This is a genomic window from Nocardioides panaciterrulae (assembly GCF_013409645.1).
Lineage (GTDB): Bacteria > Actinomycetota > Actinomycetes > Propionibacteriales > Nocardioidaceae > Nocardioides > Nocardioides panaciterrulae.
Genome location: NZ_JACCBG010000001.1, coordinates 95,420 through 122,175 on the forward strand (window position 1 = coordinate 95,420; position 26,756 = coordinate 122,175).

Genomic DNA, 26,756 nt, shown 5'->3' on the forward strand with positions numbered 1-26,756 from the left:
CGAGGGTCCATCAGCGACCACCCCCCGAACGGGCAGCCAGCCGTAGCGGGGCCTCGGCGGTGTGAGCGAGCAGACGCACCGGTTCCCCATGACGCACCAGCCGGGCGGTGTCGGCCGCCATCAGCGGCACGAGCCGCACCCCGAGGAACGACTCACCCATGGCAGCCGCCCCCGCAGCCGCGTAGCGGCGTGTCTGCGCCAGCCAGGCCGACGGCACCTGGCGACCCGTGGCGACCCGACTCGTCTTCACCTCATCGAAGAACATCTCGTTGGTGGACGTGTTGGCCCATGCAAGGTCGACCGGTCCTTCGCCGGTGTCGTACTCGACGCCGAGCAGCCGCCACGGCGGCCTAGGGGGGAACTCGGTCAGGTAGCGGAAGGCGAGGCTGGCCGCCTCCGTGGCCAGCACCCGCGTCGCGTTCGGGTTGGCCTCGATGAGCGCGTAGGCGACCGCATACATCCGCTCCAGCAGGTTCGACGGCACCTGGCCATCGGAGAGGAACTGGATGTGGGAGCCAATGAGCCCGTGGGTCAGCGAGCCGAGGTCGCTGGTGCCGCGACCGGTGAACGGGGTCGACTGGGGAAGGAGGGTGGGCATGAGCACTCCAAGGGAGCCGGGCCCGCGCCGCCTGCGACTCGGGCTAGTGGAACCCGTGCCGGGACGGGCAGAGGACCAACTGGTCTCTGAACCCGACTGCCATGCGAACTGCTCCTCGACGTACTCGCTGTTCAGTGGACCCCCGTGGCCCGCGCTCCCGTTGGTGTGGAACGGGAGTTCAGTGGGACGGACCGTAGCGTCCGGACGGATGGCCGAGTCAACGGTGGCCTGGACGTCGACGCTAGTCGTCCGTACGTCCGAGTTGGCGGCGGAGGAGCGGTTGTTCATGACAGGAATCGTTGTCGAGATTCCGTCCCAAAACATGCCGCAAAAGACGCCCTGGCACGCCGTTCCGTGGCACCAGATGCCCCGGCATATTTTGCCGTTTGCCGACGCCGCGATCGGTGGGGTAAAGGGTGCTAGCGGTCGGGCCAGCGCCACCAGTCCGGGGGTTCGATGCGCTTCTCTGCCACCTCGATGAACGTACGGACCTCGTCCTCGCTCGGCATCGCGCCGGGTAGGATGACCATGAGGGTGGCGATGTCGGCGGTCGTCAGGTTCGCCCGCCCGCACAGTCGAGCGTTCCAGCGCTTCTGCGTGTCTGGGCGTGGGTCGAGGGCCGCCAACTGCTCCTGGGTAAGCCGCTCTTGTCCGTCCGGGCCGAACGTCTCCTCGTTCTTGGCCTTGCGGACGCGCAGGCAGATGACGTGCTGCATCACCGCAGCGCGGAACTTCGCCACCTCCACCAGGTCGTTGCCCTTGGGTGGAAGCCACGTCCTCTTCGACACGTTCAACTGCCCGAACGCTTCCGGCGGAGAACACCACTTCTGGGGTCCCGACACGCTCGTGGACCGTCGGGGGGAGGAGGGGGTGGTCACGCAGCCCGACCCTAGGCGTTGACGCCGTGTATGCGAGTCAGTGACGCGCACAGACCAGCGCCCAGGTGTGGTCCCAAGTGATGGTGCGTTGCGGCCTGGCTGCCAGGATGCTTCGGTAACACGCTAGTGACACCCCGGGCGGGTCGTTTACGCCGACTGAGACGCGGCCGTTGCCTAGGGTTGGACCGCATTGACGGACTGTATGCCTCGCGCCTTGCTCCCGGAGTACGGCTGACGGCAAGTCTGCCGATGTCGACGCATACACATCGGCAAGTCAGAACGGAGCGTGCGAGTGTCAACGCTGAGCAACCTGCTGCGACAGGTCGAGCAGAAGGACCCGCAGTTGGCAGCCGACCTCGCCAACGAGGTCAAGGCTCTTGGTGAACGCCGTGAGTTCGGGCTCAACTTCGAACGCCACACCCCTGAGACCGTCGAACTTCCAGGACGACCTGTCCGCAAGGGCGACAAGGTGCGCTTCCTTCCCGAGCGCGGAGCCTCTACCAAGGGCCTCGACCAGCGGCTCTGGCGCGTCGTGGCCGTTCAGCGAACCACAGACGGTCGCACGGCCACCCTGGTACGGCAAGACACTCCAGACTCCGAGCACGAGACCACGACACGTGCCATCGAGGACCTCGTCGTTGTGGCGGAGTTCCGCGACCCCATCTACCCCGGCCTCATCTCCACCGGCAAGGTCGAACGGGGCGGTGACAAGCCGTACCACTCCGTCATCAACGCCGAGAACTTCCACGCTCTGCAAGCGCTCCTCTACACCCACGAAGGCAAGGTCGATGCCATCTACATCGACCCGCCCTACAACACCGGCGCACGCGACTGGAAGTACAACAACGACTACGTCGACTCCGACGACATCTACCGCCACTCCAAGTGGCTCGCCTTCATGGAGCGCCGTCTCAAAGTCGCCCAGCGGCTGCTCAACCCCGAGAACTCCGTACTAATCGTCACCATCGACGAGAAGGAAGTCCACCGGCTCGGCTTGCTACTGGAGCAGACTTTTCCAACTGCTCGGGTGACCATGGTTTCTTCGGTCATCAACTCGAAGGGCTCCGCCCGCACTGGCACCTTTCGTCGAACGGACGAATACCTATTCTTTGTCATGTTCGGCAGCGCTGCCCCGAGTGGACTGGAACTGTCCGACGAGTGGCGAGTGGTAAGCGACGCTCGTGCGCAATCGCTCCGCTGGGCTACCTTGCAGCGCCAAGGCGCAAACGGGCGAAGAACCGCGCGACCCAATCTTTTCTATCCCATCTTCATCCAGAACAAGAACGGCACTGCGCTCTTTCATTCCGTAGGGGAGACATTCACTGGTGCCGGATGGGGTGGTCTAAGCGCTCCAGAGGGGGCGGTTGCTGTTTGGCCGATCCGCGGGGTCGGCGAAGAAGGTACGTGGTCAGTCTCACCACAAACCCTTCGTGACCTAATTGACAAGGGCTACGTAAGGCTCGGCGCATGGCGAGAAGCCCAGACAACGGTTACATTCCTGACGAGCGGCGAACAAGCGAAGATTGAGTCGGGAATTTTTCCCGTTCAAGGTCGCAGATTGGACGGCTCGGTCATCGTTGATGATGCTGATTACCGCCCACGCTACATCCCAGGGACTCAGTGGCGCATTGCTTCTCATAATGCTGGTGGGTCTGGTGGTGTTGGAATGATCCGCTCACTTCTGCCGGACCGCACGTTCCCATATCCCAAGTCGCTGTATGCCGTGGAGGACGCTCTACGGTTCTTCGTCGACGAAAAGCCCGATGCCTTGATTGTTGACTTCTTTACGGGGTCGGGAACCACTGCTCACGCTGTGATGCGTTTGAACCGTCAGGACAACGGACATCGACGCTCCATCAGTGTGACGAATAACGAGGTATCGGACGACGAGCAGGCGGGGTTGCGAGGCAGGGGGCTGAGGCCGGGGGACGCCGAGTGGGAAGCGCTCGGCGTCTGCGACTACATCACGAAGCCACGCATTGAGGCCGCTATCACGGGGCGCACGCCGGAGGGTGAGCCAGTCAAGGGCGATTACAAGTTCATTGACGAGTTCCCGATGTCCGACGGGTTCGAGGAGAACGTTGAGTTCTTCTCGATGACCTACGAAGCGCCTCGCTCTGTGGCACACAACCGGTCCTTCGACGCGATCGCACCGCTTCTGTGGCTCAAGGCAGGGGCGCAGGGTCGCCGCGTTGTGGCGGCGACGGAGGACTTCGACGTTGCGGACACCTACGGAGTCTTGTTCGACATGGACTACTCACACGACTTCCTGGAAGCAGTTGAGAAGTCCGAGACGGTCCGGATGGCGTTCATCGTCACCGACGACGACCGCAGTTACCAGATGGTGTGCTCGGACCTCCCGGCACACGTCGAACCGGTGCGCCTCTACGAGTCGTACCTGACGAACTTCACGATCAACACGGGCAGGGAGTGACGCGTCGCCATGCGGTTCACGCTGAAGGACTACCAGAACGACGCGGTGGGCGAGGTGCTGCGCAACCTGGCCGACGCGCACGACGACTGGCACCGCAAGGGTCGTCCAGTCGCGTTCTCCCTGACCGCCACGACGGGTGCGGGTAAGACCGTGATGGCGGCTGCCGTGGTCGAGTCGCTGTTCGACGGCAACGACGACTTCGACTTCGCTGCCGACCCCGGAGCGGTGGTGCTCTGGTTCACCGATGACCCCTCGTTGAACGAGCAGACCCGGTTCCGGCTCATGGAGGCCGGTGACCGGATCCCGCACTCGCGTCTGGTCGTCATCGGGAACACGTTCAACCAGGAGAAGTTGGAGCCCGGCAGGGTCTATTTCCTAAACGCCCAGAAGTTGTCCAAGAACTCCCTGCTCGTCAAGGGAGCCCCGAGCGACGAACAGGACGCACTGGTAGACCGGAAGGCGTCTCCGGACCTGCGCGCCTTCACGATGTGGGACACCATCCGCAACACCATCGAGGACGAGCGCCTCACTCTCTACCTGGTGCTCGACGAGGCGCACCGGGGCATGCGCAAGCCGAACAAGAACGACAGGGCTGAGAAGCAGACCATCGTCCGGCGACTCATTAACGGCGCGAACGGCACTCCCGCAGTCCCGGTCGTGTTGGGCATCTCCGCGACCGTGGAGCGGTTCAACACCGCGATGGCCGAGTCCGAGGGCAGGCTCCAGTACCCGTCGGTCATCGTCGACCCCTCGCGCGTGCAGGAGTCCGGGCTCCTCAAGGACGACATCCGACTCGACTTCCCCGCCGAGACGGGCACCTTTGACACGGTGCTACTGGCACGAGCCGTGCGGAAGATCAAGGAGTCGACCACCCTGTGGCGTGAGTACGCCGAGGCACAGGACCCGCCCACCGAGCCGGTCGTCCCCCTTCTGGTCGTACAGGTGCCGAACACCCCGTCTGACGCCCTGCTACTGGACGCCGTCACCACCATCTATGACGAGTGGCCCGACCTTCCGGCTGACGCGCTCGCGCACGTCTTCGGTGAACACACGCCACTGGACGTCGGAGGACATGTCATCTCCTACGTCAGTCCCGAGAAGGTGCAGGACCGCACCCATATCCGCATCCTCTTCGCCAAGGACGCCATCTCCACCGGCTGGGACTGCCCCCGTGCGGAGGTCTTGGCTTCGTTCCGACCGGCCACCGACGAAACGCACATCACCCAGTTGCTGGGCCGTATGGTCCGCACCCCGCTTGCACGTCGCATCTCCGGCCACGACCGGTTGAACTCGGTCGAGTGTGTGCTGCCCAAGTTCAACCGCAAGACCGCCACCACCGTCGCAGAAGTCCTCCTCGGCAATAAGGCCGAAGGCGACGACGGCTCCGGCGACAGCGGAGGCGGCAAAGGACGACGGGTGCTGTTCAAGCCCGCCGACATGAAGGCCAACAAGGCGATCCCCGACGCGGTCTGGGAGGCGTTCGACAACATCCCCTCACAGACCCTGCCTCGCAAGGCCGCCAAGCCGACCAAGCGGCTCACCGCACTCGCACAGGCACTCTCGAAGGACAACCTGCGACCCCATGCCCGCAAGGACGCCTACAAGGAACTGTTCTCCGTTCTAGACGGGCTTATGGCCCGCCACAAGGACAAGGTCGAAGCCGCCAGCGACGCCATCCTCGAAGTCGAAGGCGAAACCATCGTTGCCGGGGTCGGCACCAACAAGGTGGCCGTCGCAGGTACCTTCACCGAGATCGCCGACGAGCGCTCGGTTGACGCTGACTTCAAGGATGCCGGACGAGTCCTCTCCCCGGACATCGCCCGCAAGTACGCCGACCACATCGCCGTCGCCGACGGAGACGACGACGGCCTGTTCGAGGCACACCTCAAGGTCGCCGCGCTCGCCAAGGTCGACGGTGTGCAGGCCGAACTCGACCGGGAAGCCGACGCCATCGCCCGCAAGTGGCTCGACGAGTACCGGGTGGCCATCAAGGGCCTCGGCGACGACCGCCGCGCCGTCTACGACGACATCATCGCCATGTCGTCCGACCCCCAGCGCATCGACATCCTCCGCCCCAAGGTTCGCGCGGAGGAGACCGAGGACGCCGAGGGCAACAAGGTTGATACCAAGACGAGCCACCTCATGTCGGACGAAGACGGAGCGTTCCCCATCGGTGTGCTCAACGGATGGGAAACCCGCGTGCTGGAAAGCGAGATGAAGCAGCCCGGGTTCCTCGCCTGGTACCGAAACCCCGGACGCGCCTCCGACGACTCCCTCGCCATCGCCTACAAGGACGGTAAGGACAACTGGCGACGGCTCTGCCCTGACTTCATCTTCTTCACTGGCACCGAGGACGACGTGAAGGTGTCCATCGTCGACCCCCACGGCTTCCACCTCGGAGACGCCCTCCCCAAGTTGCGGGGCCTCGCCACCTTCACCGTCGACCATGCCGACGACTTCCACCGCGTCGAAGCCATCGCAGAGATGAAGGACAAGACCCTCCGAGTCCTCGACCTCACCAACCACAGGGTGCGCAAGGCCATCCACGACGCCGACGACGCGGAGACGTTGTACCTCAGCAGTGCGGCCAGCAACTACTGACAGGGAAGCCATGAGTTTCATCAGGCAGATCGGAAGCAGCCACGGCATCACTAAGGCCAAGATCATCCACAACCCGGGCACTGACGACGAAGAGACGCGTGAGGCCGACGCCCTCATTCAGGGAGAGTCGGGCTTCTTCGAAGTCGACACCCCCATCTTCGAGGGCGACTTGGTTGAGGTTCCGGACCCCCGAAGAGGACCCGACGGTGTCGAGCGACGACTCGCCCGCAAGGTCAAGGTCAACAACATGGGGCCTCGCAACATGCACCACATCCACGTGGAATGGGGCGCGGCCCCGCCACCGCGCGTAGCCCCGGTGCGACGCTTGACCTTCGAAAACCTGCACCCAGCCGTGCAGGAAGCGGCCGGGTCTCTGTTCGCTGACGGCCATTATGAGTCCGCCGTCTCCGAAGCCTTCAAGTCCATCGAGGTTCGCGTCCGCGAGACCACCGGCCTGGCTAAGTCAGGCGCGGCGCTCATGGGTGACGCCTTCAAGATGGACGGCTCCGTCCTCGATGTGGCCAGCCACGAAGGGCGTAGCGGCGAAGACGAACGAGAAGGCTTCCTGCACATCTTTCGGGGAGCCATGCTCGGCATCCGGAACCCCGGGGCGCACGAACTCTTCCAGGCAGGGGACCCGCAGCAGGCGCTGGAGTACCTCGGCTTCGCCAGCCTTCTTCACCGGCGCATCGACGCCGCTCTCGCCAAGCAGGCGGGGTCTGAGTAATCGCCCCTCGCCGGGCCACGGATGGGTGAGAAGCGCAGTTCCTCAGAACCGCTGTAGTGGGCGTGCAGTCTCTCCGATGATTCACGCATGGAGAACGCGACGTGCTCAGTGACTCGGTGGCGCAGGTACGGGAAGGACCGGCTGTACGTCGAGCGGCCTGACGGGGTGAAGGTCGGCTGGTGGGACCTCACCACGAACGAGGCGCACCCGGAGAGCCAGGATGACCTGCCCGCCCTCACCCATGCCGTAGATGACTGGATGTCCGATCAAGTGGAGGACGGATCAGAGGCAGACGCGACTGCCCCCAAGTCCGGCGACACCGTCGACCTCACTCAGACCGGATGGACCGCCCCGCCCATCGAACAGCCACATCCTGCAGGTCAGGAGCCGCCGGACCCCGTGCCTCTGCAGGTCGTCGAGTCGACAACGCACGAAACTGCCGACGAAGCCACACCCCGGCCCTGGGTGGACCTCTCTACCAACCGAGCCGGTGCCGAGGCACGAGAGCAGGCGCAAGCCGCACGCGACGCCGCACCCGTGAAGACTGTCCTCGCCCGAGTCCTTGGGGTCCACACCGACGAACGCGCTTGGCGAATCGGCGCGGACGGCGAAGAACTCGTCGCCGCCCAACTCGCCAAGGCTGCGAAGAAGGACCCCCGCTGGCAGGCGCTACATGCCATTCAGGTCGGCGAGCGAGGCTCCGACATCGACCACCTCGTCGTCGGCCCCGGCGGAGTGTTCACTGTCAACGCCAAGCACCACCCCAAGGCCAAAATCTGGGTCGGCGGGAACACCTTCATGGTCAACGGCAACCGGCAGCCCTACATCCGCAACAGCCGCCACGAGGCCGCCCGCGCAGCCAAACTGCTTACTGCCGCTTGCGGCTTCCCGGTCCACGTCGAAGGTCTCATCGTCACCGTCAACGCAGCCGACGTTGTCATCAAGACCCAGCCCGACGGAGTCAGCGTCACCTGGCGCAACAACCTCGCCAAGTGGCTCCTGCGCCACGGCGACATCCACACACCCGAGGCACTCGACGCCATCTATGAGGCGGCACGCCGGTCAACCACCTGGCGGTCGTGACGTCCGAGGTCCTGCCTGATCGCCGGTCGGCACCGCCACTGTCGGTGGACGCCCTTAACCTCCCTGCGGAAGAAGTCACCCTGGGGGAACGGAGAGTCTGATGGGACCTGCGGAACGCAAACCGCTGCTGGACAGATGGATGAGCCGATCCAGCGCATCCGAAGACGAGCGCATGGACCGTGCCGAGCGAATGGTCAAGGCCGCGATCGACGCCCATCCAGCCTTCGATGGATACCGCTCCTCGATCAAGGTCTACGCCAAGGGGTCCTACGCCAACCAGACCAACGTGCGCGCCGACAGTGACGTCGACGTGGTGGTCGAAAATCGAGACCTCTACTACTACCGGTACAACCCCACGAGCAGCGCCCCGGCACCCGATCCGAACGCGAGCCCGTACACCGGCCGGTGGGACGACAAGGCCGAGTGGCGGACCGAGGTCACGAAGGCGCTTATCAACGCCTTCGGGGCCACCCAGGTCGACACCAGCGGCAAGGTCGCCCTGACCATCGCCGAGGTACCCGGCAGCCGTCCGTCAGCCGACGTGGTCCCGTCATTCGAGTTCCGCCGGTTCGACGCCGCCGACCGCAGCGTCGTGCATCACGGCAGCCGGGTCTTCTCGACCGACGGTAAGGCGATCGACAACTTCCCCGCACAGCAGAAGAGCAACGGTGTCGAGAAGGACCGAGTCACGAGCGGGAGGTACAAGAAGTACGTCCGCGCGCTCAAGAGCGCCGAGAACTACCTCGCCGAGAACGGCATCATCTCCGACCTGCCCTCCTACTTCATGGAGTGCCTGGTGTCGAACGTGCCCAACCACGCCATCACGACTGGTTACTCCGTCGATGACGGGTTCCGCGCCACCCTCGCCCACCTCCTGACCAACCTGATCCCGGACAACTTCGACAAGAACGAATGGCGGGAACCGAACGGCCTCAAGTGGCTGTTCGCCGACGACTCCAAGTGGACCCGCGATGATGGCCTCCTCCTCTGCTGGCGCACCTGGGAGCATCTCGGGTATCAGTCGTGAACTCCACCGCCAACCTTGCGCGGTTCACCGCCATCGGGGTCTCCGCCGTCTGGGCTGCGGTCCTCTTCTTCACGGGCCTGGACCTGGACTGGGAGATTCGCCGGTGGCTTGCCTACTTGCCCTCGGCAGTGGGACTCCTCGTGGTCGCCTTCGACCTGTGGCTCTGGAAGATCCCCGGCGTCAGCAAGGCCACCGGGCGACCACACCTCTACGGCACTTGGAGAGCCACCCTCACCCCGAATCCCAACAGCCGGATCCCAGAAGGCGGCAACTGGCAACCCACCGGGGCACTCGTCATCGAACAGACCTTCTGGACGACCGCCGTGCGCCTCCACACCGACCAGAGCACATCAGCCTCCACCACGGCAGCCATCACGTCCGCTCCCGACAGCAAGCAGAGCAAGAACCTCTACTTCACCTACGCGAACCGAGCGAGGCAGGAACACAACGAGCGCAGTTACCCCCACCACGGGACCACCCTGCTCCACGTGACCGGCCTCAAACCCACAAGGCTGGACGGCACCTACTGGACCGATCGACTTACCTCGGGCGACATCGCGATCCAGCGGGTCAACTCCAAGGTCGACCTCTCCGCAGCCGATGCACTCGCGGCCGTCCGGCAGCAGGACCAGTCGTGATCGGCCGTCGCCGACGGAAGGAACGCAACCCGGCCCCGGCTCCGAAGGACCGAAGCGCCATCACCAAAGCAGAACTCGAAGCGTTCATCGACCAATCTCGCTGGCTCATCGAGTACCACGACAAGCGGGGCGACTCCTTCACCACGCGCGCAACCGCGCTCCTGGGCTTCAGCGGCGTGATCCTCGTCCTCCTCCTGCGTGGACCGCTCCCAGAGGGAGTCGAACTCACCACGTCTCTCAAGGTCGCGGGCATCACCACCGTTGTCCTCCTACTGATGTGCGCACTGTTCTGCTTGCTCACCGTGCTGCCCGGACCCACTACCGCCCCCGGCGTCGACGAACACCGCGAGCGCTGGAAGAGGTGGCTCGCCAAGGAAGGACGCGGCAAGGTCCTCGGCGACATCGCAGACTCCTACTTGATGGCACACGATGCCCAGGACGGGTTCCCCGTCGGCGACGCCTACACCCGCGCTGACCGGCGAGCCGGATTCTTCATCACCGCCGCCGCAGCCATGCTGGTGTCACTGATTTCGCTCGCAGTCCTGCTGTTCCTGATCTACCAGCAGACCGCCGCCTGACCCGAGGGAGGTGAAAGATGCCCGGCGACGACGATGACGACTTCGACTACACCACCACGGACGTTGGCCCGCGTGAGCCTGACCGGTTCGAGAAGCGCGGGAAGCCCGACAACAGCGAGAGCGGCGACGATCGCTCCGACCGTGGACGCGAGATTCGCGAAGACCGGTAGGCACAGCCGACGAGACCCGAGCCGCGCATGTCGGCGGCTCGGGTCTGGTCTCTGACGCCCGCCACGCGGGGCATGATGTCCGTCATGGCCACCACAGCCAGCCGGACAACGCGGTCGAAGGTCGCGCTCACCAAGCGTCACCTGACGCGCCTTTCCAAGATTGCCGCCGCCGACCACGAAGACCTCTACGCGCGTCGTCCCGACTACCGGGGGCAACTGATCGCTGTCGTGCTCGCGCAGGGCGGGGGACAGCATTACCTTGACCGCCGCAACGGCGTGAAAGACCTCGACGTGTGGTCCTTCTTCGCGTTGCCGCCCAGCGAGAGCCGGTTCCCAGAGGACCGTCGCAAGCGACACGTCGACTTCGGTCCCTCCGACCTGGGCCGCCAGCGGTACGTCATGGCGAAGGCTCGGTCACCCCGAGAATTGGCCCTCTGGACCAAGTGGCACCGCGAGCACCAGGGTCGCCGAGTCGACCTGATGATGCGCGGCCTCCCATGCGCCCCTGACGACGACCCCGCCGCCGCGATCCGCGACTGGCTCGACCGAGGGATCCGGAAACCGAACAGTTCACCCGGCTACCTGCGACGCAAAGGCGTCATCCTCATCGACCCGCCAGACCGGCGCGGAGAGGTCATCTGGGAACCGGCCAACTGCGATGCCGGGTGACGTGACTGTGGCCCGAGCCGCCTGTCAGTACGGCTCGGGCCACATCGTCAACCGCCTAGTTCGCCCTGTTGACCGCGAACGAGACCTCGGGCCGGGTCGAGAAGCCGGTCAGTGCCACTCGCGTTCGGACCAGTGCCGTAGGCCCGGTCCGCCTGATCACCGCGCACCGTGCCACCCGACACGTCGACAGTATTGATCGCCGATCGGGTCCAGCGGAAGAGAGAACCTTGGTCAGTCGTCGTCGAGCGCCTCGGCCACCTCGACCGCCGAGACCGGCCTTCCCAGTGAAACAACAGTTAGGCCGCTGACCGGGTCAGTCGCTACGTTGTAGTGCTCTCCGAGGGAGCCTTGAGGGGGCGTGCCCGCAGCCCACTCCTGCGCCACGGTGTCAGCGAGACGGGCCAGGACCTCGGGTGCTCCACCGTCGGTCAACCAGCCGAGTGGCGAGGCGTCGTCGAGTTCGGGCGCAGGCGTGTGGAGTAGGACCGCTACTGCCCACGGGTCGAACGAACGCAACGCTCCGAGAACCGGGAGCAGCGCGGGCCTGACCTCGACCGCATCCGCGCGTTGAACGAACTGGTCTACCGGGTAGAGGCGCGTTCCATCGCTGGTCTGCAACCCGAGGATTCTCCCGGTCTTCCTCCACGCGGCCAGGGTCTGGGAAGTGACTCCGGTTGCTGTGAGGACCTTGTGCTCGGACCAGCACACACCGACCACTTGCGCGAATTCATTATCTGTGACGGGTTCCTCGGTCATGTGTCCCTTCCCCGTTCCTGACGAGAAGCACCACATCGAGGCCCGGTCCCGCCCACCTCAGGCTCCTACGAGAGTTCCAGCGGGCGCGGCCAGCGCGGCGACTTGTCGACAGCATCCGGCCGGTGGGGGGAAACACGCAAGGCGGGCATCCGCCGACGGGGCACCAGAACTGGTCAATCAGGCGAGAAGGCCGTCAGCCGTATGTTCGGCGGCTACTGAACTTGCCAGCCTGTGCGGCGCGCCTCCCGCGACCAACCCGCTCGTGCCGTGCGGGAGGTCCGGTGACTCAATGAAGTGCTCGCATCATGCGCCGGACTGCTGCCTGCCAGTTCGACTGGATGGCCGTAGTGCATCCCTTGTGGATCTTGTTGCCACTTGTGGCATGCGTGGCCGTGAGCACCCGTTGGGTCGTGCGGGCACCCGGTGTCATGCAGAGCAAGTACACGCTTCCCTTGTTGGTCGGTGTGCCGCGCCAGCACGCGAGGTGGCCTGTGTGCTCATCCGTACGTCGCCACCGTCTACCGGTGATGGGCCGCCCGAGGTCCGCACTCAACTGGTGTGGGTGGACCGGTCGATCGGCAGGATCCATGGAGAGTGCGCGGTCAATGACCCGGGCGATCGTGTCCGGTACGTGCGGAGCAACGTCCCGCAGTTTACGTGCAGGGGTGCTGCTGATATGCGTCAGTTTGTCAACATCGTCGATGTAGCGGGAGAGGTCATGAGGGGGCACCCCAGCCAGCATCCAGAAGGCGCTGGCGGCGAGTGAGTAGACATCGCTTCGTGTCGTGGCCTGCGCGGCCGGTCCCCAGGCGGAGGCCACCTCGGGAGCCAAGGTCGCGAGGGTCCCGCCATGGACGGGTGCCGTGCCGGTGGTGGGATCGATCAAGCCAGCGAATCCGAAGTCCCCGACGCGACAGTCGTCGTGCTCGGTGAGGAACAAGTTGCCGGGCTTGATGTCGTTGTGAACGAGCCCGAGGTCGTGTGCACGGCTGATGCCCTGGCATGCCTGCCGTGTCCAGCGGATCGCGTCGAGAGGGTCAAGACCGAGGGGCTCTCCGTTGACGCGGTCCTCGACGGTGCCGTGAGAGGCAACCTCGGTGACGACGATCGGGTAGCCAGACTCGGGGAAGGCGTTCCGGATCGGGAGGATGTGGTGGTCGCTGAGACGCCGCAGAATCTGCGCCTCTACCCAGGGCCCATACGGCGTGAGCGTGTTCGGGTCGATGATCTTGAGTGCCACCTCGTCGCCCTCGACATGGTCGCGGACGCGGTACACCTCACCGCCGCCTCCGGACCCCAAAGATCCCAAGACCTCGTAGCGGTTGCCGATAATGGACCCCGGGGTAAGCACCCGTGCAGGTTACGGTCTTGCCGTGCGAGTTTTCGGTATAGACGTAGCCATGCAGGGCGACCAAAAGGCCACGGCCTACGTGGTCATCGTGGACGACGGCAGCGGGTCGCCGGTCGTCGTCGACCAGTTCGCAATCACCAACGACGAGGCCGACCTCGCCACGCGTCTGTACGACATGGCAGAAAATATCCGGACCAAAGTCAGCACCTTTAAGCCGGACCGCGTCGCCATCCGGCGCGCCGACTTCCCGCCGACCGGCAGCCGCAAAGAGGCCCCCAAGGTGCGGCTGTTGGCCGAGGGGGCGCTGACGAGCGCCGCACGCAGCAACTGCGTCAACACCTACTTGGCCACCGGCAAGGACCTCGGGGCGTGGTGCGGGTCCGACAAGGACACGGTGGAGGCCGAGGCCAAGAGTCTGGCCAAATCCACCGGGCTCGCACAGAAGTACGCTCGCGCCATCGGTGCAGCGCTGGGAGCACTCAGCCATCCTTAGGTCTTCGATGTCTAAGGTTCATCGGCCGGGACAAGTCCCATCAGTTGGTCAAGTCCGCAGTCGTTCGAGGCAAGGTCAATGACCCGACAACTCGGTCAAGAAGTTCGATCGCATGCTGGCGCTTAGCGTCTGCGCGGTCGAAACACTCCATCGCGTCCCGCATGTGCTTGACCCCGGCGGCCCGATCGGCATCCGCTTCGAGCAACACAGCCATCGCCGCTCGCTGTAGTTGCAGTGCTTCACGTAACGCGACGATCTCGGCGACCGCGTCCGAGGAGTCCGCCAGCCGCCCCTCGACCAGCCTGCGCAGCGATCGAACCTCACCAGCCAGGGACGAACCGGCCGCAGGGTCCGCCGCGCCTCCACGCCTCCTCCTATCGAAGGTGCCGTGCTCTTCCACGTAAGCGTCGACGTCCTCCCGACGAATCGCATAGAAGGTTCGATTCCCCTTCTTGGTTGCGACCGCTCGGAGAGCGCCGTCGATGATCAGTGACCGCACCGTGGGTGCCGTGCACCCCAGGACCTCCGCCGCCTGCGGAGGCGTCATGTCGGTGGGCGGTGGCATCCTTCGATAGTACGAAACAAACTTTGTACCCACCACAGGGTCCACGTCCCCAATCCGCAACCACAAAGAAAGATACTTTCCTCATGGACGCCGGACAGACCATCCTCCTTGAGGGCCTCCTGCGGGCCCAAGACCGCGACAACGAAGTGGTCGGGTATGCGCAGATTCAACGTCACGCGGAGCATGTCATCGACTGGGCGAGCCGTCTCACCAACCCCGTGCTGATGCCGGTCGGTGACGCCGCACAACGCCTGTTAGGGGCTGTGTCGCTGATGGCACAGGGCAGTATCGACATCCCTGTTTGGACCGACAGACTTGACGGACGCGATGTCTTGCTCGTCGGCACCGTCGTTGCGTCACTAATCGAGTTCGAGGCGGCTGCTATTAACGCCCGACGACGCGGCGCGACTCACATCCACGGGTGCGCCATCGAAGTCGCAGGGCACACCTCGTCAAGCATGCTCGACTCGTTCACTTTGCTCGGTCAAAGCAGCCTGCGGGCCCGTCGGTCTGCATGACGCCAAGGACGAGGCCGCGAGCAGCATCGCCGATGTGCCTGTGGACAGACGACAAGTGGTGTCAGTGGTGACGCGGCTTGTCGCGGACACTGTCAGATTCCTGTCGCGGGACAACTGAGAGATAGGGCCCACTGAGAAGGCGCACCGACAGGACACACCGATGAGGAGGGAGTGACCGATGGACCTCGCCGCGGAGCAGCAGCCCACCGACTGGGGCGCCTGGCACGACAGGTACGACGACCCCGGGTCGTCGCTCGCGGCGCGGCTGGCGGCGATCCAGGGGGTCATCGGCCGCTGGCTGGACCGGACCGCGCCCCGTCCGGTGCGCGTGGCCAGTGCGTGCGCCGGTGAGGGCCGCGACCTGCTCGGGGTGCTGGAGGACCGCGACGACGCGGCCCGGGTGGAGGTGGTGCTGCTGGAGGCGGACCCGGCGCTGGCGCGGACCGCCGCCGCGCAGGCGCAGCGGCTGGCGCTGCCGGGGGTGGAGGTGCGCTGCGCCGACGCGGGCAGCACCCGCGGCTACGCGGGGGCGGTGCCGGCGGACCTGGTGCTGCTGTGCGGGGTGTTCGGCAACATCAGCGACGTCGACGTGCACCGCACGATCCGGGCGCTGCCGCAGCTGTGCGCGCCGGACGCGCTGGTGGTGTGGACCCGACACCGGGGCGCCCCCGACCCGACCCCGACGATCCGCCGGTGGTTCGCCGAGCAGGGCTGCGAGGAGCAGGGGTTCGTCTCCCCGGGCGAGGACTCCTGGGCGGTGGGCGTGCACCGGTTCCGCGGCCGGCCCCAGCCGCTCGAGCGGGAGCACCAGCTCTTCACGTTCCTCCGCTGACCGGCCGGGTCAGCCCGCACCCCAGGCCGTCCCGCGGCCTCGCGTGCGGTCGGCGCTCAGGGCTCGGGCGTGGCGAGGTGCACGACCGCGTCGCCGCCGTTGACCACCGGCGCCTCGGTGCGGCCGACCACGAGGCCGGTGCGGTCCGCGCGGACCAGGCGCAGCGTGCGGCCGAAGGAGTCGGACAGGCTGCCCAGCCGGTCGCCGTCGGTGACCTGCTGGCCGAGCTGCGCGTCGAGGTGCAGGAAGCCGGTGTGCCGGGCCCGCACCCAGCCGCTGGCCCGGCACTCCACGCTCGGCGCGGGCGGCGCCTCCTCCTCGACACGGTCGACCATCCCGAGCTCCTCGAGGACCCGGCGTACGCCGTCCACCGCCGCGGTGATCGCCCACTCGTCGAACCGCCAGGCCTCGCCGCCCTCGTAGAGCAGCACGGTCGCGCCCTGCTCCCGCGCCGCGTGCCGCAGCGAGCCGTCGCGGATCCGCGCGTGCAGCATCACCGGCGCGCCGAACGCCGCGGCCAGCTCGCGGGTGCGCGGGTCGTCGAGGTCGGCACGCACCTGCGGCAGGTTCGTGCGCCGGTCGGAGCCGGTGTGCAGGTCGATCCCGACCTCGCACTTCGCGACCACCTCGGTCATCATCAGGTGCGCGATCCGGCTGGCCAGCGAGCCGCGGGCCGAGCCCGGGAAGGATCGGTTCAGGTCGCGGCGGTCCGGCAGGTAGCGCTCGCCGGTCATCACGCCGAGCACGTTGAGGACGGGTACGGCGATCAGCGTGCCCCGCATGTCCCGCGGCTTCAGGGTCGCCAGCAGCCGGCGGATCACCTCGACGCCGACCACCTCGTCGCCGTGCGTGGCGGCGTTGACCCACACCACCGGTCCGTCCTCCCGGCCGTGCAGGACGCGCACCGGCAGGCCGACGTCGGCGCCGCTGATCAGCCGGGTGATCGGGAGCTCGAGGTCCCGTGCGGCGCCGGCCCGCACCCGCACCGGACCGATGGCGAAGGAGTCGCGGGGCATCAGCGACCCCGGTTCTGCCGGCGCACCGACACCTGGGGCCGGCCGCCGACGTAGGAGCGGCTCGGGTCGACCACGAAGCCCTGGCGCAGCGCCTCCCGGCCGATGAGCATCCGGAAGCCCATCTGGTCGCGGCGCGAGAGCGTCATCTCGGTGGTGACCCGCCGTCCGGCCAGGCTGACGTCCATCCGCACGACGTACCGCTCGTCGGAGTGCCCCGAGGAGCTGCGCACGAGGCGGCGGTCCAGGATCGGGCTCTCCACGGTGGTGGCGTCCTCGCCGGAGCCCTGCCAGGGGTGCACCGAGTAGCGCACCCACGGCGCGCCGTCGCGCTCGAGCTCGACGAGGTCGAAGGCGTGGATCGCCGAGGAGCGCGCGCCGGTGTCGATCTTGGCCTTGATCCAGCCGACGCCGCAGTCGGGGAGGCTCACCCACTCCCGCCAGCCGACGAGGGTGCTCTCAGGGGTCTTCGACACGGGCACATCCTGTCAGGAGCCGACCAGCGCCCGGGCCAGGCGGCACCCTGCTCGGTGATCGGTGCTTGAATGGGCGGCCGTCACCCCCGGCGGCCCCAGGACGGTCATGAAACTGGCGATCCTCTCCCGAGCACCACGTGCCTACAGCACCCAGCGACTCCGGTCGGCCGCGCTCGAGCGCGGCCACAACGTGAAGGTGCTCAACACGCTGCGCTTCTCCATCGACCTCTCCGGCGACGAGCCCGACCTGCAGTTCCGGGGCAAGCATCTCTCCAGCTACGACGCGGTCCTGCCGCGGATCGGCAACTCGATCACCTACTTCGGCACGGCCGTGGTCCGTCAGTTCGAGCAGATGGACGTCTACACGCCGAACCCGGCGTACGGCATCACCAACAGCCGCGACAAGCTCCGCGCCACCCAGATCCTGTCCCGCCACAACATCGGGATGCCCGCCACGACGTTCGTGCGCGACCGCAAGGACGTGGTCGCGGCCATCGAGCGGGTCGGCGGCGCGCCGGTGGTGATCAAGCTGCTCGAGGGCACCCAGGGCATCGGCGTGATCCTCGCGCCGGACCGCAAAGTCGCCGAGGCGATCATCGAGACCCTGCACAGCACCCAGCAGAACGTGCTGATCCAGCGGTTCGTGAAGGAGAGCAAGGGCCGCGACATCCGAGCGCTGGTCGTCGGTGACCGGGTCGTCGCCGCGATGCGACGGGTCGCCCAGGGCGACGAGTTCCGCTCGAACGTGCACCGCGGCGGGTCGGTCGAGCCGGTCGCGCTCGACGCGGAGTACGAGCGCACCGCGGTGCGCGCGGCCCAGATCATGGGCCTGCGGGTCGCCGGCGTGGACATGCTCGAGGGCAACGACGGTCCGCTGGTGATGGAGGTCAACTCCTCGCCCGGCCTGGAGGGCATCGAGACCGCCACCCAGCTCGACGTCGCCGGCGCGATCATCGACTTCATCGCCAACCAGGTGGCCTTCCCCGAGATCGACGTCCGCCAGCGGCTCAGCGTCTCGACCGGGTACGGCGTGGCCGAGCTCGTGGTCCACCCCGGGGCCGACATGGTCGGCCGGAAGCTCAGCGAGTCCGGACTCGACGACCGCGACATCACCGTGCTCACCCTGCACCGCGGTGCCACCGTGATCCCCAACCCGCGCAACAAGGAGCTCGTCGAGGCGGGCGACCGACTGCTCTGCTTCGGCAAGCTGGAGGAGATGCGCTCGATGATCCCCGCGCGCCGCCGGCGCCGCAGCCGGGTCAAGAAGCTGCCGGAGCAGCCGATCCCCGAGTCCTGACCGGTCCGGCGTGCCGACCGCCGAGGGGCCGCTGGTGGTCGCCCGGCACGGGTCGGCCGGGTCGGCCGGGTCGGCCGGGGCGGGCTGGGGCGGGCTGGGGCGGGCTGGGCGGGATAGTCCGTGACGTTTCGGCCCCTTACTGACCCGCAGCGGGGCCGGATCGTCACGGACTACCCCCGTCGCCCTCCCACCGGCCGGCCGGCCCCACGGTGTCAACGAGCGCCGACTCGGCGTGCTCAACCGCTCCAGACCAGTGCCGCGCCGGAGTTTGTGCCGTAGCGCGGCGGGAAGTCCGTCGTTGACGCAGGCAGACGGAGGAGCAGGTCCTCCACGGCGAAGGGTCCACCAGCATGCGACTGCTGTCCTCATCCGCCCGTACGGCGCTCGGGAGCCTCGGCGCCCTTCTGCTGCTGGCCGGCGGCCTGACCGCGCTCGGGTCGGCCGACGCCGCGACCCCGGCCGAGGGGACCGTCGCCGCCGACGGCCACCACAAGGCGACCTGGACCGGGGGACCGTTCGCGGTCCCGAACGTCACCGGCAACGCGCTGGACCAGCCGGACTGCTCGGCCCCGCAGTCGTGTGACGACTTCACGCTGCACGTCGACAGCCCGAAGGGCTACGGCGCCCACCACCAGCTGAGGGTGCGGGTCGGCTGGTCGAACGCCGCGGCCGACTTCGACGTCTACCTGCTCGACGCGAAGGGCGACGCGGTGGCCACCGCCGCGAGCAGCGCCGACCCCGAGCTGATCCTCGCGGCGCCGAAGGCGGGCGACTACACCGTGCGCGTCGTGCCGTTCGCCCCGCTCGGCGAGAGCTACTCCGCCACCGCCAAGCTGGTGAAGAAGCCGGACAACCCGGCCCCGGCGCCCGGCAGGGCGCCCACCTTCCGCAACTACAAGGCGCCGAAGAAGTTCGCCGACGCCGACAACGCCGGCGAGCCCAGCATCGGCAACAGCTTCAAGACCGGCGCCACGATGTACCAGGCCTACCTGTCGACCTACAAGGTCCGCTGGAAGCACGGCAAGGCCGCGTGGACCGACGTCTCGGCCAACGCCGGCAACGGCTGCCCGCAGGGCAGCACACAGAGCCTCGACCCGATCCTGTTCACCGACCGCCAGACCGGCCGCACCTTCGAGTCCCAGCTGACCGGGGTCGACTCCGCGACCTGCTGGACCGACGACGACGGCAAGACCTGGAACCCCAGCGAGGGCGGCGGCATCCCCAGCGGGGTCGACCACCAGAGCATCGGCGGTGGCCCCTACGCGGCCGGCGGACTGGGCGGCCTGCCGACCTCGGCGTACCCGAACGCCGTCTACTACTGCAGCCAGGACATCGCGACCGCGTTCTGCGCCGCGTCCCACGACGGCGGCACCACCTTCGGCGCGGGCGTCCCGACCTACGACCTGACCCAGTGCGGCGGCCTGCACGGCCACCTCAAGGTCGCCCCCGACGGCACGGCCTACCTGCCGAACAAGGGCTGCGGCTCCAACGCCGCCGTCGCGGTCTCCTCCGACGACGGCCAGAGCTGGACGGTCCGCAAGGTGCCCTCGAGCACCGTCGGCGACTCCGACCCGTCGATCGGGATCGGCGCCAACGGCACGGTCTACTTCGGGTACGTCGGCGCCGACAGCCGACCCGGCGTCGCGGTGAGCCACGACCAGGGCCGGACCTGGAAGCACGGCCAGCAGGTCGCCGGTGACTTCGGCGTCAAGAACGCGGTGTTCCCGGAGATGGTCGCGGGCGCCGACGACCGCGCCGCGTTCGCCTACCTCGGCACCACCAAGGGGGGCAACTACCAGGCGACCGGCAAGTTCAAGGGCGTCTGGCACCTCTACATCAGCACGACGTACGACGGCGGCCGGCACTGGGTGACCCGGGACGCCACCCCGAAGGACCCGGTGCAGCGCGGCTCGCTGTGCACCGGCGGCACCACCTGCGGCAACGACCGGAACCTGCTCGACTTCATGGACATCACCCTCGACGAGCACGGGCGGATCCTGGTCGGCTACGCCGACGGCTGCATCGGCGCCTGCGTGGACCACCCGAGGAAGAACGGCCACGACGCCTACGCCACGATCGCCCGGCAGACCGGGGGCCGCACGCTGTTCCCGAAGTACGACCGATGAGGGGGTCTGCCGGGGCGCGGCCGGGCAGGGTGCGGCCGGTGGGGTTGCGGGCGGCGGCGCTCGCGGTCGCCCTGCTGCTCGGCCTGCCGACGCTGGCGGGCTGCGGCGGCGACGCCGACGGCGAGCCGGCGTCGGGCCGGGGGACCGAGCCGACCCAGGGGCACGAGACCGATCAGGAGGCCGGCAACGAGCTCGAGGGGGCCGCCGACCGGACGATCTGCCAGGCCGACGCGACCGCCGTGGCCACGCCGTACGCCGAGGGCTTCCCCGACGCGTGGCGCTTCCCGCCGCGGACCACGGTCTACGACGTCGAGGACCGCGGCTCGACCGGGGTGATCGTCACCGGGATCTCCTCGACCCCGTTCAAGCAGATCCTCGACTTCCTCAACCACGACGCGGTCGACGCCGGCTTCGAGGTCACCGGCGGGGAGACCGAGGAGCACGACGCCGAGGCGAACTGGTCCACGGGGCGGCAGGACGGGCGCTGGGCGATCCGCGAATCGCCGCAGTGCCCCGGCGAGACCGTGATCCAGGTGTACGCCGAGCCGACGTCCTGACCGGCGCCGGACTGGTGCTGCCGGCTGGTGCTGCCGGCTGGGGCTGCCAGCTCAGCCCCTCCACCCCCAGCCCGCCGTGTAGGAGACTGCTGCCGTGACCGACCAGCCCACGCTCAGCCGGGCCCAGCGGGCCACCACCAGCGCCGTGTCCGTCGGCCGGGAGGTCCAGGGCCGGATCTACCGCGCCGGCGTCTTCGGCCACCGACCGGCGGTCCCGGTCGAACCGGCCGCGCTCGAGCGTGCGGCCGAGCGGGCGATGAGCCGGCAGGCCTGGTCCTACGTGGCCGGCAGCGCCGGCCAGCAGCGCACCGCCCGGGCCAACGTCGAGGCGTTCGACCGGCACCGGATCGTGCCGCGGATGCTGGTCGACGTCGAGGAGCGCGACACCTCGGTGGAGCTCTTCGGCCGCCGGCTGCCGGCGCCGCTGCTGTTCGCGCCCGTCGGCGTGCTCGAGATGGCGCACCGGGACGCCGACCTCGCGGTCGCCGAGGCGGCCCGGCAGCTGGGCCTCCCGATGGTGCTCTCCACGCAGGCGTCGGTGCCGATGGAGCAGGTGGCCGCCCGCCTCGGGGACGCACCACGCTGGTTCCAGCTCTACTGGAGCCGCGAGGACGAGCTCGTCGACTCGTTCGTACGCCGGGCCGAGCAGATCGGCAGCGAGGCGATCGTGGTCACGCTGGACACCCACGTGCTCGGCTGGCGCACCCGCGACCTCGACCTGGCCTACCTGCCGTTCGCGCGCGGCCAGGGCATCGCGCAGTACACCAGCGACCCGGTCTTCCGGCGGCTGGTGGCGGAGCGGGCGGCGGCCGGGCCCTCGGGCGAGCCGACGCCCCGGCCGACCGCGGCCGCCGTACGCGCGCTGGTCTCGATGGCGCGGCACTGGCCGGGCGACACCTGGGGCAACCTGCGCTCCCCGCTGCCGCGGGCCGCGGTCGAGACCTTCCTCGACGTGTTCTCGCGCTCGTCGCTGAGCTGGGCCGACCTGGCCTACCTGCGCGAGCGGACCGCGCTGCCGATCCTGCTCAAGGGCATCCAGGACCCGCGGGACGCGGCGCTCGCCCTGGACCACGGCGTGGACGGGATCGTGGTGTCCAATCACGGGGGCCGCCAGGTCGACGGCGCGATCGGGTCGCTCGACGCCCTGCCCGGCATCGTGGAGGAGGTCGACGGCCGGGTCCCGGTGCTGTTCGACAGCGGCGTGCGCAGCGGCGCCGACGCGTTCAAGGCGCTCGCGCTCGGCGCCCGGGCGGTGCTGGTCGGGCGGCCCTGGGTCTACGGGCTGGCGCTCGCCGGCGCGCGGGGGGTGCGCGAGGTGATGGAGGACCTGTGGGCCGAGCTCGACCTGACCATGGCGCTGAGCGGCGTCGGCGGCGTCGAGCAGGTCACCCGCGACCTGCTGGCCTGAGCTCGCCGGCCGGGGCGGCACCCGCCCGCGGCGGTAGACTCGGGCGTCACCCAGGCCGCGACGGAACGGAACCCATGGGCCGCCAGCACATGCAGATCGGCGAGGTCGCCAACCGCACCGGTCTGAGCCTGCGCACCATCCGCTACTACGAGGAGATGGGCCTGGTCGTGCCCTCGGCGCGTACGACGGGCGGCTTCCGGCTCTACACCGAGAGCGACGTGGCCCGGCTGATGGTGATCAAGCGGATGAAGCCGCTGGAGTTCTCGCTGGAGGAGATGAGCGAGCTGCTCGGCACGCTCGACGCCCTCGAGCGCCAGGACCCCGAGGCCGACCGGTCGGTGCTGCTGGCGCGACTCTCGCTGTTCCACGAGGCCGCCCTGGCCCGGGTGGACGCGATCCGGGCACAGCTCGCGGTGGCCGAGGGGTTCGCCGAGGAGCTGCGCGGCGCGGTCGCCAAGCAGCGGCGCTCCGCGCGGCACTGACTCCCGGCTCGGCCGACCGCCGGGGCGGCAGGAATGCGGGCCACCCTCACGCGGCGGTAGGCTCCGTGCACCTATGCAACCGAGCAGCGACACCCGACCCCGCCGTACCTTCGCGGTCATCAGCCACCCGGACGCCGGCAAGTCGACGCTCACCGAGGCGCTGGCGCTGCACGCCGAGATGCTGTCCGAGGCCGGCGCCGTGCACGGCAAGGCCGGCCGCCGAGGCACGGTCTCGGACTGGATGGAGATGGAGCGCGCCCGCGGCATCTCGATCAGCTCCGCCGCGCTGCAGTTCGCCTTCCGCGACCACGTGGTGAACCTCGTCGACACCCCCGGGCACGCGGACTTCTCCGAGGACACCTACCGGGTCCTCACCGCGGTCGACTCCGCGGTGATGCTGGTCGACGCCGCCAAGGGGCTCGAGCCGCAGACGCTGAAGCTCTTCCGGGTGTGTGCCCAGCGGCGGATCCCGGTCCTCACCGTGGTCAACAAGTGGGACCGGCCCGGGCTGGAGCCGCTGGCCCTGATGGACGAGATCCAGCAGCAGATCGGGCTCGACCCCACGCCGCTCACCTGGCCGGTCGGCCTCGCCGGCGACTTCCGCGGCGTCCTCGACCGGCGCAGCGGGGAGTTCGTCCGGTACACCCGCACCGCGGGGGGCGCCACGAAGGCCCCCGAGGAGCGGATGGACCCGGCCGCCGCGGCGGCCCGGGAGGGCGACGCCTGGGCGACCGCGGTCGAGGAGCACGAGCTGCTCGCGGCCGACGGCGCCGAGCACGACCAGGAGCTCTTCCTCGCCGGCGCGACCACGCCGGTGCTGTTCGCCTCCGCGCTGCTCAACTTCGGCGTCGGCCGGCTGCTCGACACGCTGCTCGAGCTGGCGCCGGCGCCGGGCCCGACGCTGGACGCGCAGGGGAGCCCCCGGCAGCCGGGCGACGACTTCAGCGCCTACGTCTTCAAGGTGCAGGCCGGCATGGACGCCGCGCACCGCGACCGGCTCGCCTACGCCCGGGTCTGCTCGGGCACCTTCGAGCGCGGCATGGTGGTCCGGCACGCCGCCACCGGCCGGCCGTTCGCGACCAAGTACGCCCAGGCTGTCTTCGGCCGCGAGCGCTCGTCGGTCGACGTGGCCGAGCCCGGCGACATCATCGGGCTGGTCAACGCGGCGGCGCTGCGCGTGGGCGACACGATCTACGACGGCTCGCCGGTGGAGTACCCGCCGATCGCCAGCTTCCCGCCCGAGCACTTCGCCAGCGTCCGGGCCGCCGACAGCGGCCGGCACAAGCAGTTCCGCCGCGGCATCGAGCAGCTCGACCAGGAGGGCGTGGTCCAGGTGCTGCGCTCGGAGCTGCGCGGCGACCAGGCGCCGGTGCTGGCCGCGGTCGGCCCGATGCAGTTCGAGGTGGTCGTGGCCCGGATGGCGGCGGAGTACAAGTGCCCGGTGCGCCTCGACCACCTCGACTACACCCTGGCGCGCCGGGTCCCCGCGGACCAGGCCGAGGCGCTGGCCGGCAAGCGCGGCGTCGAGGTGATGCGCCGCAGCGACGGGGCGCTGCTGGCGCTCTTCCCCGACCGGTGGCGGGTCTCCAGCGTCCAGCGCGAGCTCCCCGACCTGCGGCTCGAGGAGCTCGGCGTCGACCAGGCGTGAGCCACGGGCCAGCGCTCGCGTCGATTCGTCCCTGAGTCTTACGTAAGGGTAGAGTTGCTGACTCGAGGGCCCGGGTGCGTCACGCACGCCCCGGGGCCCTCGGGGCTTTCGGGGCCTTCAGGCCGGGGATGTCGCCGCGACGTCCTCCGCCGCGTGCCCCGCCGCGTTCTTCGTGGGCCCTCCCTGCCACTGCCGCGGCGTCCCCGGACGCCGACGGCGTGGACGGCGTCGTACCTCCGCGGCCTTCCCCCGTACAGATCCAGTTCCCACGGAGCCTCCTCCTTGATCGATCCCGCCCTGTCCCGGCCGGCCCGCTCCTCGTCGTACGACCCGGCGGGCGACCGCGTCGCCACGGTCCTGCGCTCACCCCGGCTGCTGCGCCGGGAGCTGATCGCCGGCCTCGTCGTGGCCCTCGCGCTGATCCCCGAGGCCATCTCGTTCTCGGTCATCGCGGGCGTCGACCCCGAGGTCGGGCTGTTCGCCTCGTTCACGATGGCCTGCTCGATCGCCTTCCTCGGCGGCCGCCCGGCGATGATCTCGGCCGCGACGGGCTCCGTCGCGCTGGTGATCGCGCCGATGGTCCGCGAGCACGGCGAGCAGTACTTCATCGCCACCGTGATCCTCGCCGGCGTCTTCCAGGTGCTGCTCGGCCTGGCCGGCGTGGCGCGGCTGATGCGGTTCGTGCCGCGCTCGGTGATGGTCGGGTTCGTGAACGCCTTGGCGATCCTGATCTTCCTGGCCCAGGTGCCGCACCTCGTGCACGTGCCGTGGCTGGTCTACCCGGTCGTGGTGGTCGGGATCACGATGATCGTGCTGCTGCCGCGACTGACCACCGCCGTGCCCGCCCCGCTGGTCGCGATCGTCGTGGTCACCGCGGTGACGCTGCTCGCCGGCTGGGACCTGCCGAACGTGGGCGACGAGGGCGAGCTGCCGCACAGCCTCCCCACGCTGGGGATCCCGCACGTGCCGGTCACGCTCGAGACGTTCAAGATCATCGCGCCCTACGCCCTGGGGATGGCGCTGGTCGGCCTGCTGGAGTCGCTGCTGACCGCCAAGCTGGTCGACGACATCACCGACACCCGCTCCCACACGAGCCGCGAGGCCTGGGGCCAGGGCTGCGCCAACGTCATCACCGGGTTCTTCGGCGGGATGGGCGGCTGCGCGATGATCGGCCAGACGATGATCAACGTGAAGGCCTCGGGGGCCCGGTCACGGATCTCGACGTTCTGCGCCGGGCTGTTCCTGCTCATCCTCGTGGTCGGCTTCGGCGACGTCGTGGGCCGGATCCCGATGGCCGCGCTGGTCGCGGTGATGGTCATGGTCTCGGTCGGCACCTTCGACTGGCACAGCATCCAGCCGGCCACGCTGCGCCGGATGCCGCGCAGCGAGACCATCGTGATGGTCGCGACCGTGGTCGTGGTGGTCGCCACCAGCAACCTGGCGATCGGCGTCGTGGTCGGCGTCCTGGTCGCGATGACGCTCTTCGCCCGCCGGGTCGCCCACCTCGCCGAGGTCTCCCGCGAGCTGGTCGAGGACCCCGACGGCGGGGTGCGCGCGGTCTACACGGTCACCGGCGAGCTGTTCTTCGCCTCCAGCAACGACCTCTACACCCAGTTCGAGTACGCCGCGGACCCCGACCGGGTGGTGATCGACCTCAGCGCGTCCCACGTGTGGGACGCCTCGACGGTCGCCGCGCTGGACAGCATCACCACCAAGTACGACCGCAAGGGCAAGACCGTGGAGATCCGCGGGCTCAACGACGCGAGCTCGCGGATGCACGGCCGGCTCACCGGGCAGCTCGCGACGCACTGACCGGCTCCGGGGGCCGTCC

At 68.5% G+C, this 26,756-nt stretch carries 26 protein-coding genes; 19 read left to right on the forward strand and 7 right to left on the reverse strand.

Annotation, left to right across the window (positions count from 1 at the left end; all coding sequences use genetic code 11):
• Positions 1-10: 10 nt before the first annotated feature.
• Together BJZ21_RS00530 and BJZ21_RS00535 are read right to left on the reverse strand one after the other, a co-directional pair.
• On the reverse strand, positions 11-598 hold the full coding sequence (locus BJZ21_RS00530; protein ID WP_179661965.1) for a hypothetical protein: 588 nt from the start codon (positions 596-598) through the stop codon (positions 11-13).
• 419 nt (positions 599-1,017) lie between these two features.
• Positions 1,018-1,476 (reverse strand): hypothetical protein, encoded by a 459-nt coding sequence (locus BJZ21_RS00535; protein WP_179661966.1) that lies wholly within the window; start codon positions 1,474-1,476, stop codon positions 1,018-1,020.
• A gap of 292 nt (positions 1,477-1,768) precedes the next feature.
• Between BJZ21_RS00535 and BJZ21_RS00540 the strand changes: the two genes are divergently transcribed.
• From BJZ21_RS00540 to BJZ21_RS00580, 9 genes are all read left to right on the forward strand, one after another.
• The gene (locus tag BJZ21_RS00540) at positions 1,769-3,910 is read left to right on the forward strand and encodes a DNA methyltransferase (protein WP_179661967.1); all 2,142 of its coding nucleotides are present in this window, start codon (positions 1,769-1,771) and stop codon (positions 3,908-3,910) included.
• A 9-nt stretch (positions 3,911-3,919) separates the two neighbouring features.
• Positions 3,920-6,511, forward strand: a complete 2,592-nt coding sequence (locus tag BJZ21_RS00545) for a DEAD/DEAH box helicase (RefSeq protein ID WP_179661968.1) — start codon at positions 3,920-3,922, stop codon at positions 6,509-6,511.
• Between the two features lie 10 nt (positions 6,512-6,521).
• On the forward strand, positions 6,522-7,238 hold the full coding sequence (locus tag BJZ21_RS00550; protein ID WP_179661969.1) for a TIGR02391 family protein: 717 nt from the start codon (positions 6,522-6,524) through the stop codon (positions 7,236-7,238).
• An 87-nt stretch (positions 7,239-7,325) separates the two neighbouring features.
• Complete coding sequence (locus BJZ21_RS00555; RefSeq protein ID WP_218851212.1) at positions 7,326-8,321, forward strand: nuclease-related domain-containing protein; 996 nt, start codon at positions 7,326-7,328, stop codon at positions 8,319-8,321.
• A gap of 100 nt (positions 8,322-8,421) precedes the next feature.
• Positions 8,422-9,348, forward strand: coding sequence for a nucleotidyltransferase-like protein (locus BJZ21_RS00560; protein WP_179661970.1), 927 nt, complete (start codon positions 8,422-8,424; stop codon positions 9,346-9,348).
• On the forward strand, positions 9,345-9,986 hold the full coding sequence (locus BJZ21_RS00565) for a Cap15 family cyclic dinucleotide receptor domain-containing protein (RefSeq protein WP_179661971.1): 642 nt from the start codon (positions 9,345-9,347) through the stop codon (positions 9,984-9,986). The genes BJZ21_RS00560 and BJZ21_RS00565 overlap by 4 nt, the downstream gene beginning before the upstream one ends.
• Positions 9,983-10,564 carry a hypothetical protein gene (locus BJZ21_RS00570; RefSeq protein WP_179661972.1) on the forward strand — a complete coding sequence of 194 codons (582 nt, stop codon included), beginning with the start codon at positions 9,983-9,985 and terminating at the stop codon, positions 10,562-10,564. The genes BJZ21_RS00565 and BJZ21_RS00570 overlap by 4 nt, the downstream gene beginning before the upstream one ends.
• A 17-nt stretch (positions 10,565-10,581) precedes the next feature.
• Positions 10,582-10,734, forward strand: a complete 153-nt coding sequence (locus tag BJZ21_RS00575) for a hypothetical protein (RefSeq protein WP_179661973.1) — start codon at positions 10,582-10,584, stop codon at positions 10,732-10,734.
• Positions 10,735-10,818: 84 nt separating this feature from the next.
• Positions 10,819-11,403 (forward strand): hypothetical protein, encoded by a 585-nt coding sequence (locus tag BJZ21_RS00580; RefSeq protein WP_179661974.1) that lies wholly within the window; start codon positions 10,819-10,821, stop codon positions 11,401-11,403.
• Positions 11,404-11,634: 231 nt separating this feature from the next.
• Here BJZ21_RS00580 and BJZ21_RS00585 read toward each other — a convergent pair whose 3' ends face one another.
• Both BJZ21_RS00585 and BJZ21_RS00590 read right to left on the reverse strand, forming a co-directional pair.
• Positions 11,635-12,159, reverse strand: coding sequence for a hypothetical protein (locus tag BJZ21_RS00585; RefSeq protein WP_179661975.1), 525 nt, complete (start codon positions 12,157-12,159; stop codon positions 11,635-11,637).
• A 286-nt stretch (positions 12,160-12,445) separates the two neighbouring features.
• Positions 12,446-13,510 (reverse strand): protein kinase domain-containing protein, encoded by a 1,065-nt coding sequence (locus BJZ21_RS00590; protein WP_179661976.1) that lies wholly within the window; start codon positions 13,508-13,510, stop codon positions 12,446-12,448.
• 49 nt (positions 13,511-13,559) lie between these two features.
• Between BJZ21_RS00590 and BJZ21_RS00595 the strand changes: the two genes are divergently transcribed.
• Positions 13,560-14,003 carry a hypothetical protein gene (locus tag BJZ21_RS00595; RefSeq protein ID WP_179661977.1) on the forward strand — a complete coding sequence of 148 codons (444 nt, stop codon included), beginning with the start codon at positions 13,560-13,562 and terminating at the stop codon, positions 14,001-14,003.
• Positions 14,004-14,043: 40 nt separating this feature from the next.
• Here the strand turns inward: BJZ21_RS00595 and BJZ21_RS00600 are convergent, their stop codons facing one another.
• On the reverse strand, positions 14,044-14,568 hold the full coding sequence (locus tag BJZ21_RS00600; RefSeq protein ID WP_179661978.1) for an excisionase family DNA-binding protein: 525 nt from the start codon (positions 14,566-14,568) through the stop codon (positions 14,044-14,046).
• Positions 14,569-14,651: 83 nt separating this feature from the next.
• On the opposite strand from BJZ21_RS00600, the gene BJZ21_RS00605 reads away from it, so the two are divergent.
• The gene (locus BJZ21_RS00605) at positions 14,652-15,086 is read left to right on the forward strand and encodes a hypothetical protein (protein ID WP_179661979.1); all 435 of its coding nucleotides are present in this window, start codon (positions 14,652-14,654) and stop codon (positions 15,084-15,086) included.
• A 178-nt stretch (positions 15,087-15,264) separates the two neighbouring features.
• Positions 15,265-15,918: an SAM-dependent methyltransferase gene (locus BJZ21_RS00610; RefSeq protein WP_179661980.1), complete on the forward strand. Its 654-nt coding sequence runs from the start codon at positions 15,265-15,267 to the stop codon at positions 15,916-15,918.
• Positions 15,919-15,974: 56 nt separating this feature from the next.
• Here the strand turns inward: BJZ21_RS00610 and BJZ21_RS00615 are convergent, their stop codons facing one another.
• A complete protein-coding gene (locus BJZ21_RS00615) occupies positions 15,975-16,934 on the reverse strand; it encodes a succinylglutamate desuccinylase/aspartoacylase family protein (protein ID WP_179661981.1) in 960 nt (319 codons plus the stop codon).
• The gene (locus tag BJZ21_RS00620) at positions 16,934-17,407 is read right to left on the reverse strand and encodes a putative ATP-dependent zinc protease (protein ID WP_179661982.1); all 474 of its coding nucleotides are present in this window, start codon (positions 17,405-17,407) and stop codon (positions 16,934-16,936) included. The genes BJZ21_RS00615 and BJZ21_RS00620 overlap by 1 nt, the downstream gene beginning before the upstream one ends.
• Positions 17,408-17,513: 106 nt before the next feature.
• Between BJZ21_RS00620 and BJZ21_RS00625 the strand changes: the two genes are divergently transcribed.
• The 7 genes from BJZ21_RS00625 to BJZ21_RS00655 all read left to right on the forward strand — a co-directional run bounded on the left by BJZ21_RS00625 (position 17,514) and on the right by BJZ21_RS00655 (position 26,737).
• Positions 17,514-18,704: a RimK family alpha-L-glutamate ligase gene (locus BJZ21_RS00625; RefSeq protein ID WP_179661983.1), complete on the forward strand. Its 1,191-nt coding sequence runs from the start codon at positions 17,514-17,516 to the stop codon at positions 18,702-18,704.
• A 350-nt stretch (positions 18,705-19,054) separates the two neighbouring features.
• Positions 19,055-20,830 carry a sialidase family protein gene (locus BJZ21_RS00630; protein WP_179661984.1) on the forward strand — a complete coding sequence of 592 codons (1,776 nt, stop codon included), beginning with the start codon at positions 19,055-19,057 and terminating at the stop codon, positions 20,828-20,830.
• Positions 20,831-20,868: 38 nt separating this feature from the next.
• On the forward strand, positions 20,869-21,387 hold the full coding sequence (locus BJZ21_RS00635) for a hypothetical protein (RefSeq protein ID WP_179661985.1): 519 nt from the start codon (positions 20,869-20,871) through the stop codon (positions 21,385-21,387).
• A gap of 94 nt (positions 21,388-21,481) precedes the next feature.
• On the forward strand, positions 21,482-22,795 hold the full coding sequence (locus BJZ21_RS00640) for an alpha-hydroxy-acid oxidizing protein (RefSeq protein ID WP_343051881.1): 1,314 nt from the start codon (positions 21,482-21,484) through the stop codon (positions 22,793-22,795).
• A gap of 74 nt (positions 22,796-22,869) precedes the next feature.
• Positions 22,870-23,277 (forward strand): MerR family transcriptional regulator, encoded by a 408-nt coding sequence (locus BJZ21_RS00645; protein ID WP_179661986.1) that lies wholly within the window; start codon positions 22,870-22,872, stop codon positions 23,275-23,277.
• A 73-nt stretch (positions 23,278-23,350) separates the two neighbouring features.
• Positions 23,351-24,925 carry a peptide chain release factor 3 gene (locus BJZ21_RS00650; protein ID WP_179661987.1) on the forward strand — a complete coding sequence of 525 codons (1,575 nt, stop codon included), beginning with the start codon at positions 23,351-23,353 and terminating at the stop codon, positions 24,923-24,925.
• Between the two features lie 282 nt (positions 24,926-25,207).
• A complete protein-coding gene (locus tag BJZ21_RS00655) occupies positions 25,208-26,737 on the forward strand; it encodes a SulP family inorganic anion transporter (RefSeq protein WP_246298430.1) in 1,530 nt (509 codons plus the stop codon).
• Positions 26,738-26,756 lie beyond the last annotated feature (19 nt).

Coding starts and splice junctions, on each gene's coding strand:
- BJZ21_RS00555 (WP_218851212.1), top strand. CDS start 7,326: ATGGAGAACGCGACGTGCTCAGTGACTCGGTGGCGCAGGTACGGGAAG.
- BJZ21_RS00600 (WP_179661978.1), bottom strand. CDS start 14,568: ATGCCACCGCCCACCGACATGACGCCTCCGCAGGCGGCGGAGGTCCTG.
- BJZ21_RS00615 (WP_179661981.1), bottom strand. CDS start 16,934: ATGCCCCGCGACTCCTTCGCCATCGGTCCGGTGCGGGTGCGGGCCGGC.
- BJZ21_RS00645 (WP_179661986.1), top strand. CDS start 22,870: ATGGGCCGCCAGCACATGCAGATCGGCGAGGTCGCCAACCGCACCGGT.
- BJZ21_RS00595 (WP_179661977.1), top strand. CDS start 13,560: ATGCAGGGCGACCAAAAGGCCACGGCCTACGTGGTCATCGTGGACGAC.
- BJZ21_RS00530 (WP_179661965.1), bottom strand. CDS start 598: ATGCCCACCCTCCTTCCCCAGTCGACCCCGTTCACCGGTCGCGGCACC.
- BJZ21_RS00630 (WP_179661984.1), top strand. CDS start 19,055: ATGCGACTGCTGTCCTCATCCGCCCGTACGGCGCTCGGGAGCCTCGGC.
- BJZ21_RS00580 (WP_179661974.1), top strand. CDS start 10,819: ATGGCCACCACAGCCAGCCGGACAACGCGGTCGAAGGTCGCGCTCACC.
- BJZ21_RS00650 (WP_179661987.1), top strand. CDS start 23,351: ATGCAACCGAGCAGCGACACCCGACCCCGCCGTACCTTCGCGGTCATC.
- BJZ21_RS00545 (WP_179661968.1), top strand. CDS start 3,920: ATGCGGTTCACGCTGAAGGACTACCAGAACGACGCGGTGGGCGAGGTG.
- BJZ21_RS00585 (WP_179661975.1), bottom strand. CDS start 12,159: ATGACCGAGGAACCCGTCACAGATAATGAATTCGCGCAAGTGGTCGGT.
- BJZ21_RS00610 (WP_179661980.1), top strand. CDS start 15,265: ATGGACCTCGCCGCGGAGCAGCAGCCCACCGACTGGGGCGCCTGGCAC.
- BJZ21_RS00560 (WP_179661970.1), top strand. CDS start 8,422: ATGGGACCTGCGGAACGCAAACCGCTGCTGGACAGATGGATGAGCCGA.
- BJZ21_RS00605 (WP_179661979.1), top strand. CDS start 14,652: ATGGACGCCGGACAGACCATCCTCCTTGAGGGCCTCCTGCGGGCCCAA.
- BJZ21_RS00575 (WP_179661973.1), top strand. CDS start 10,582: ATGCCCGGCGACGACGATGACGACTTCGACTACACCACCACGGACGTT.
- BJZ21_RS00550 (WP_179661969.1), top strand. CDS start 6,522: ATGAGTTTCATCAGGCAGATCGGAAGCAGCCACGGCATCACTAAGGCC.
- BJZ21_RS00625 (WP_179661983.1), top strand. CDS start 17,514: ATGAAACTGGCGATCCTCTCCCGAGCACCACGTGCCTACAGCACCCAG.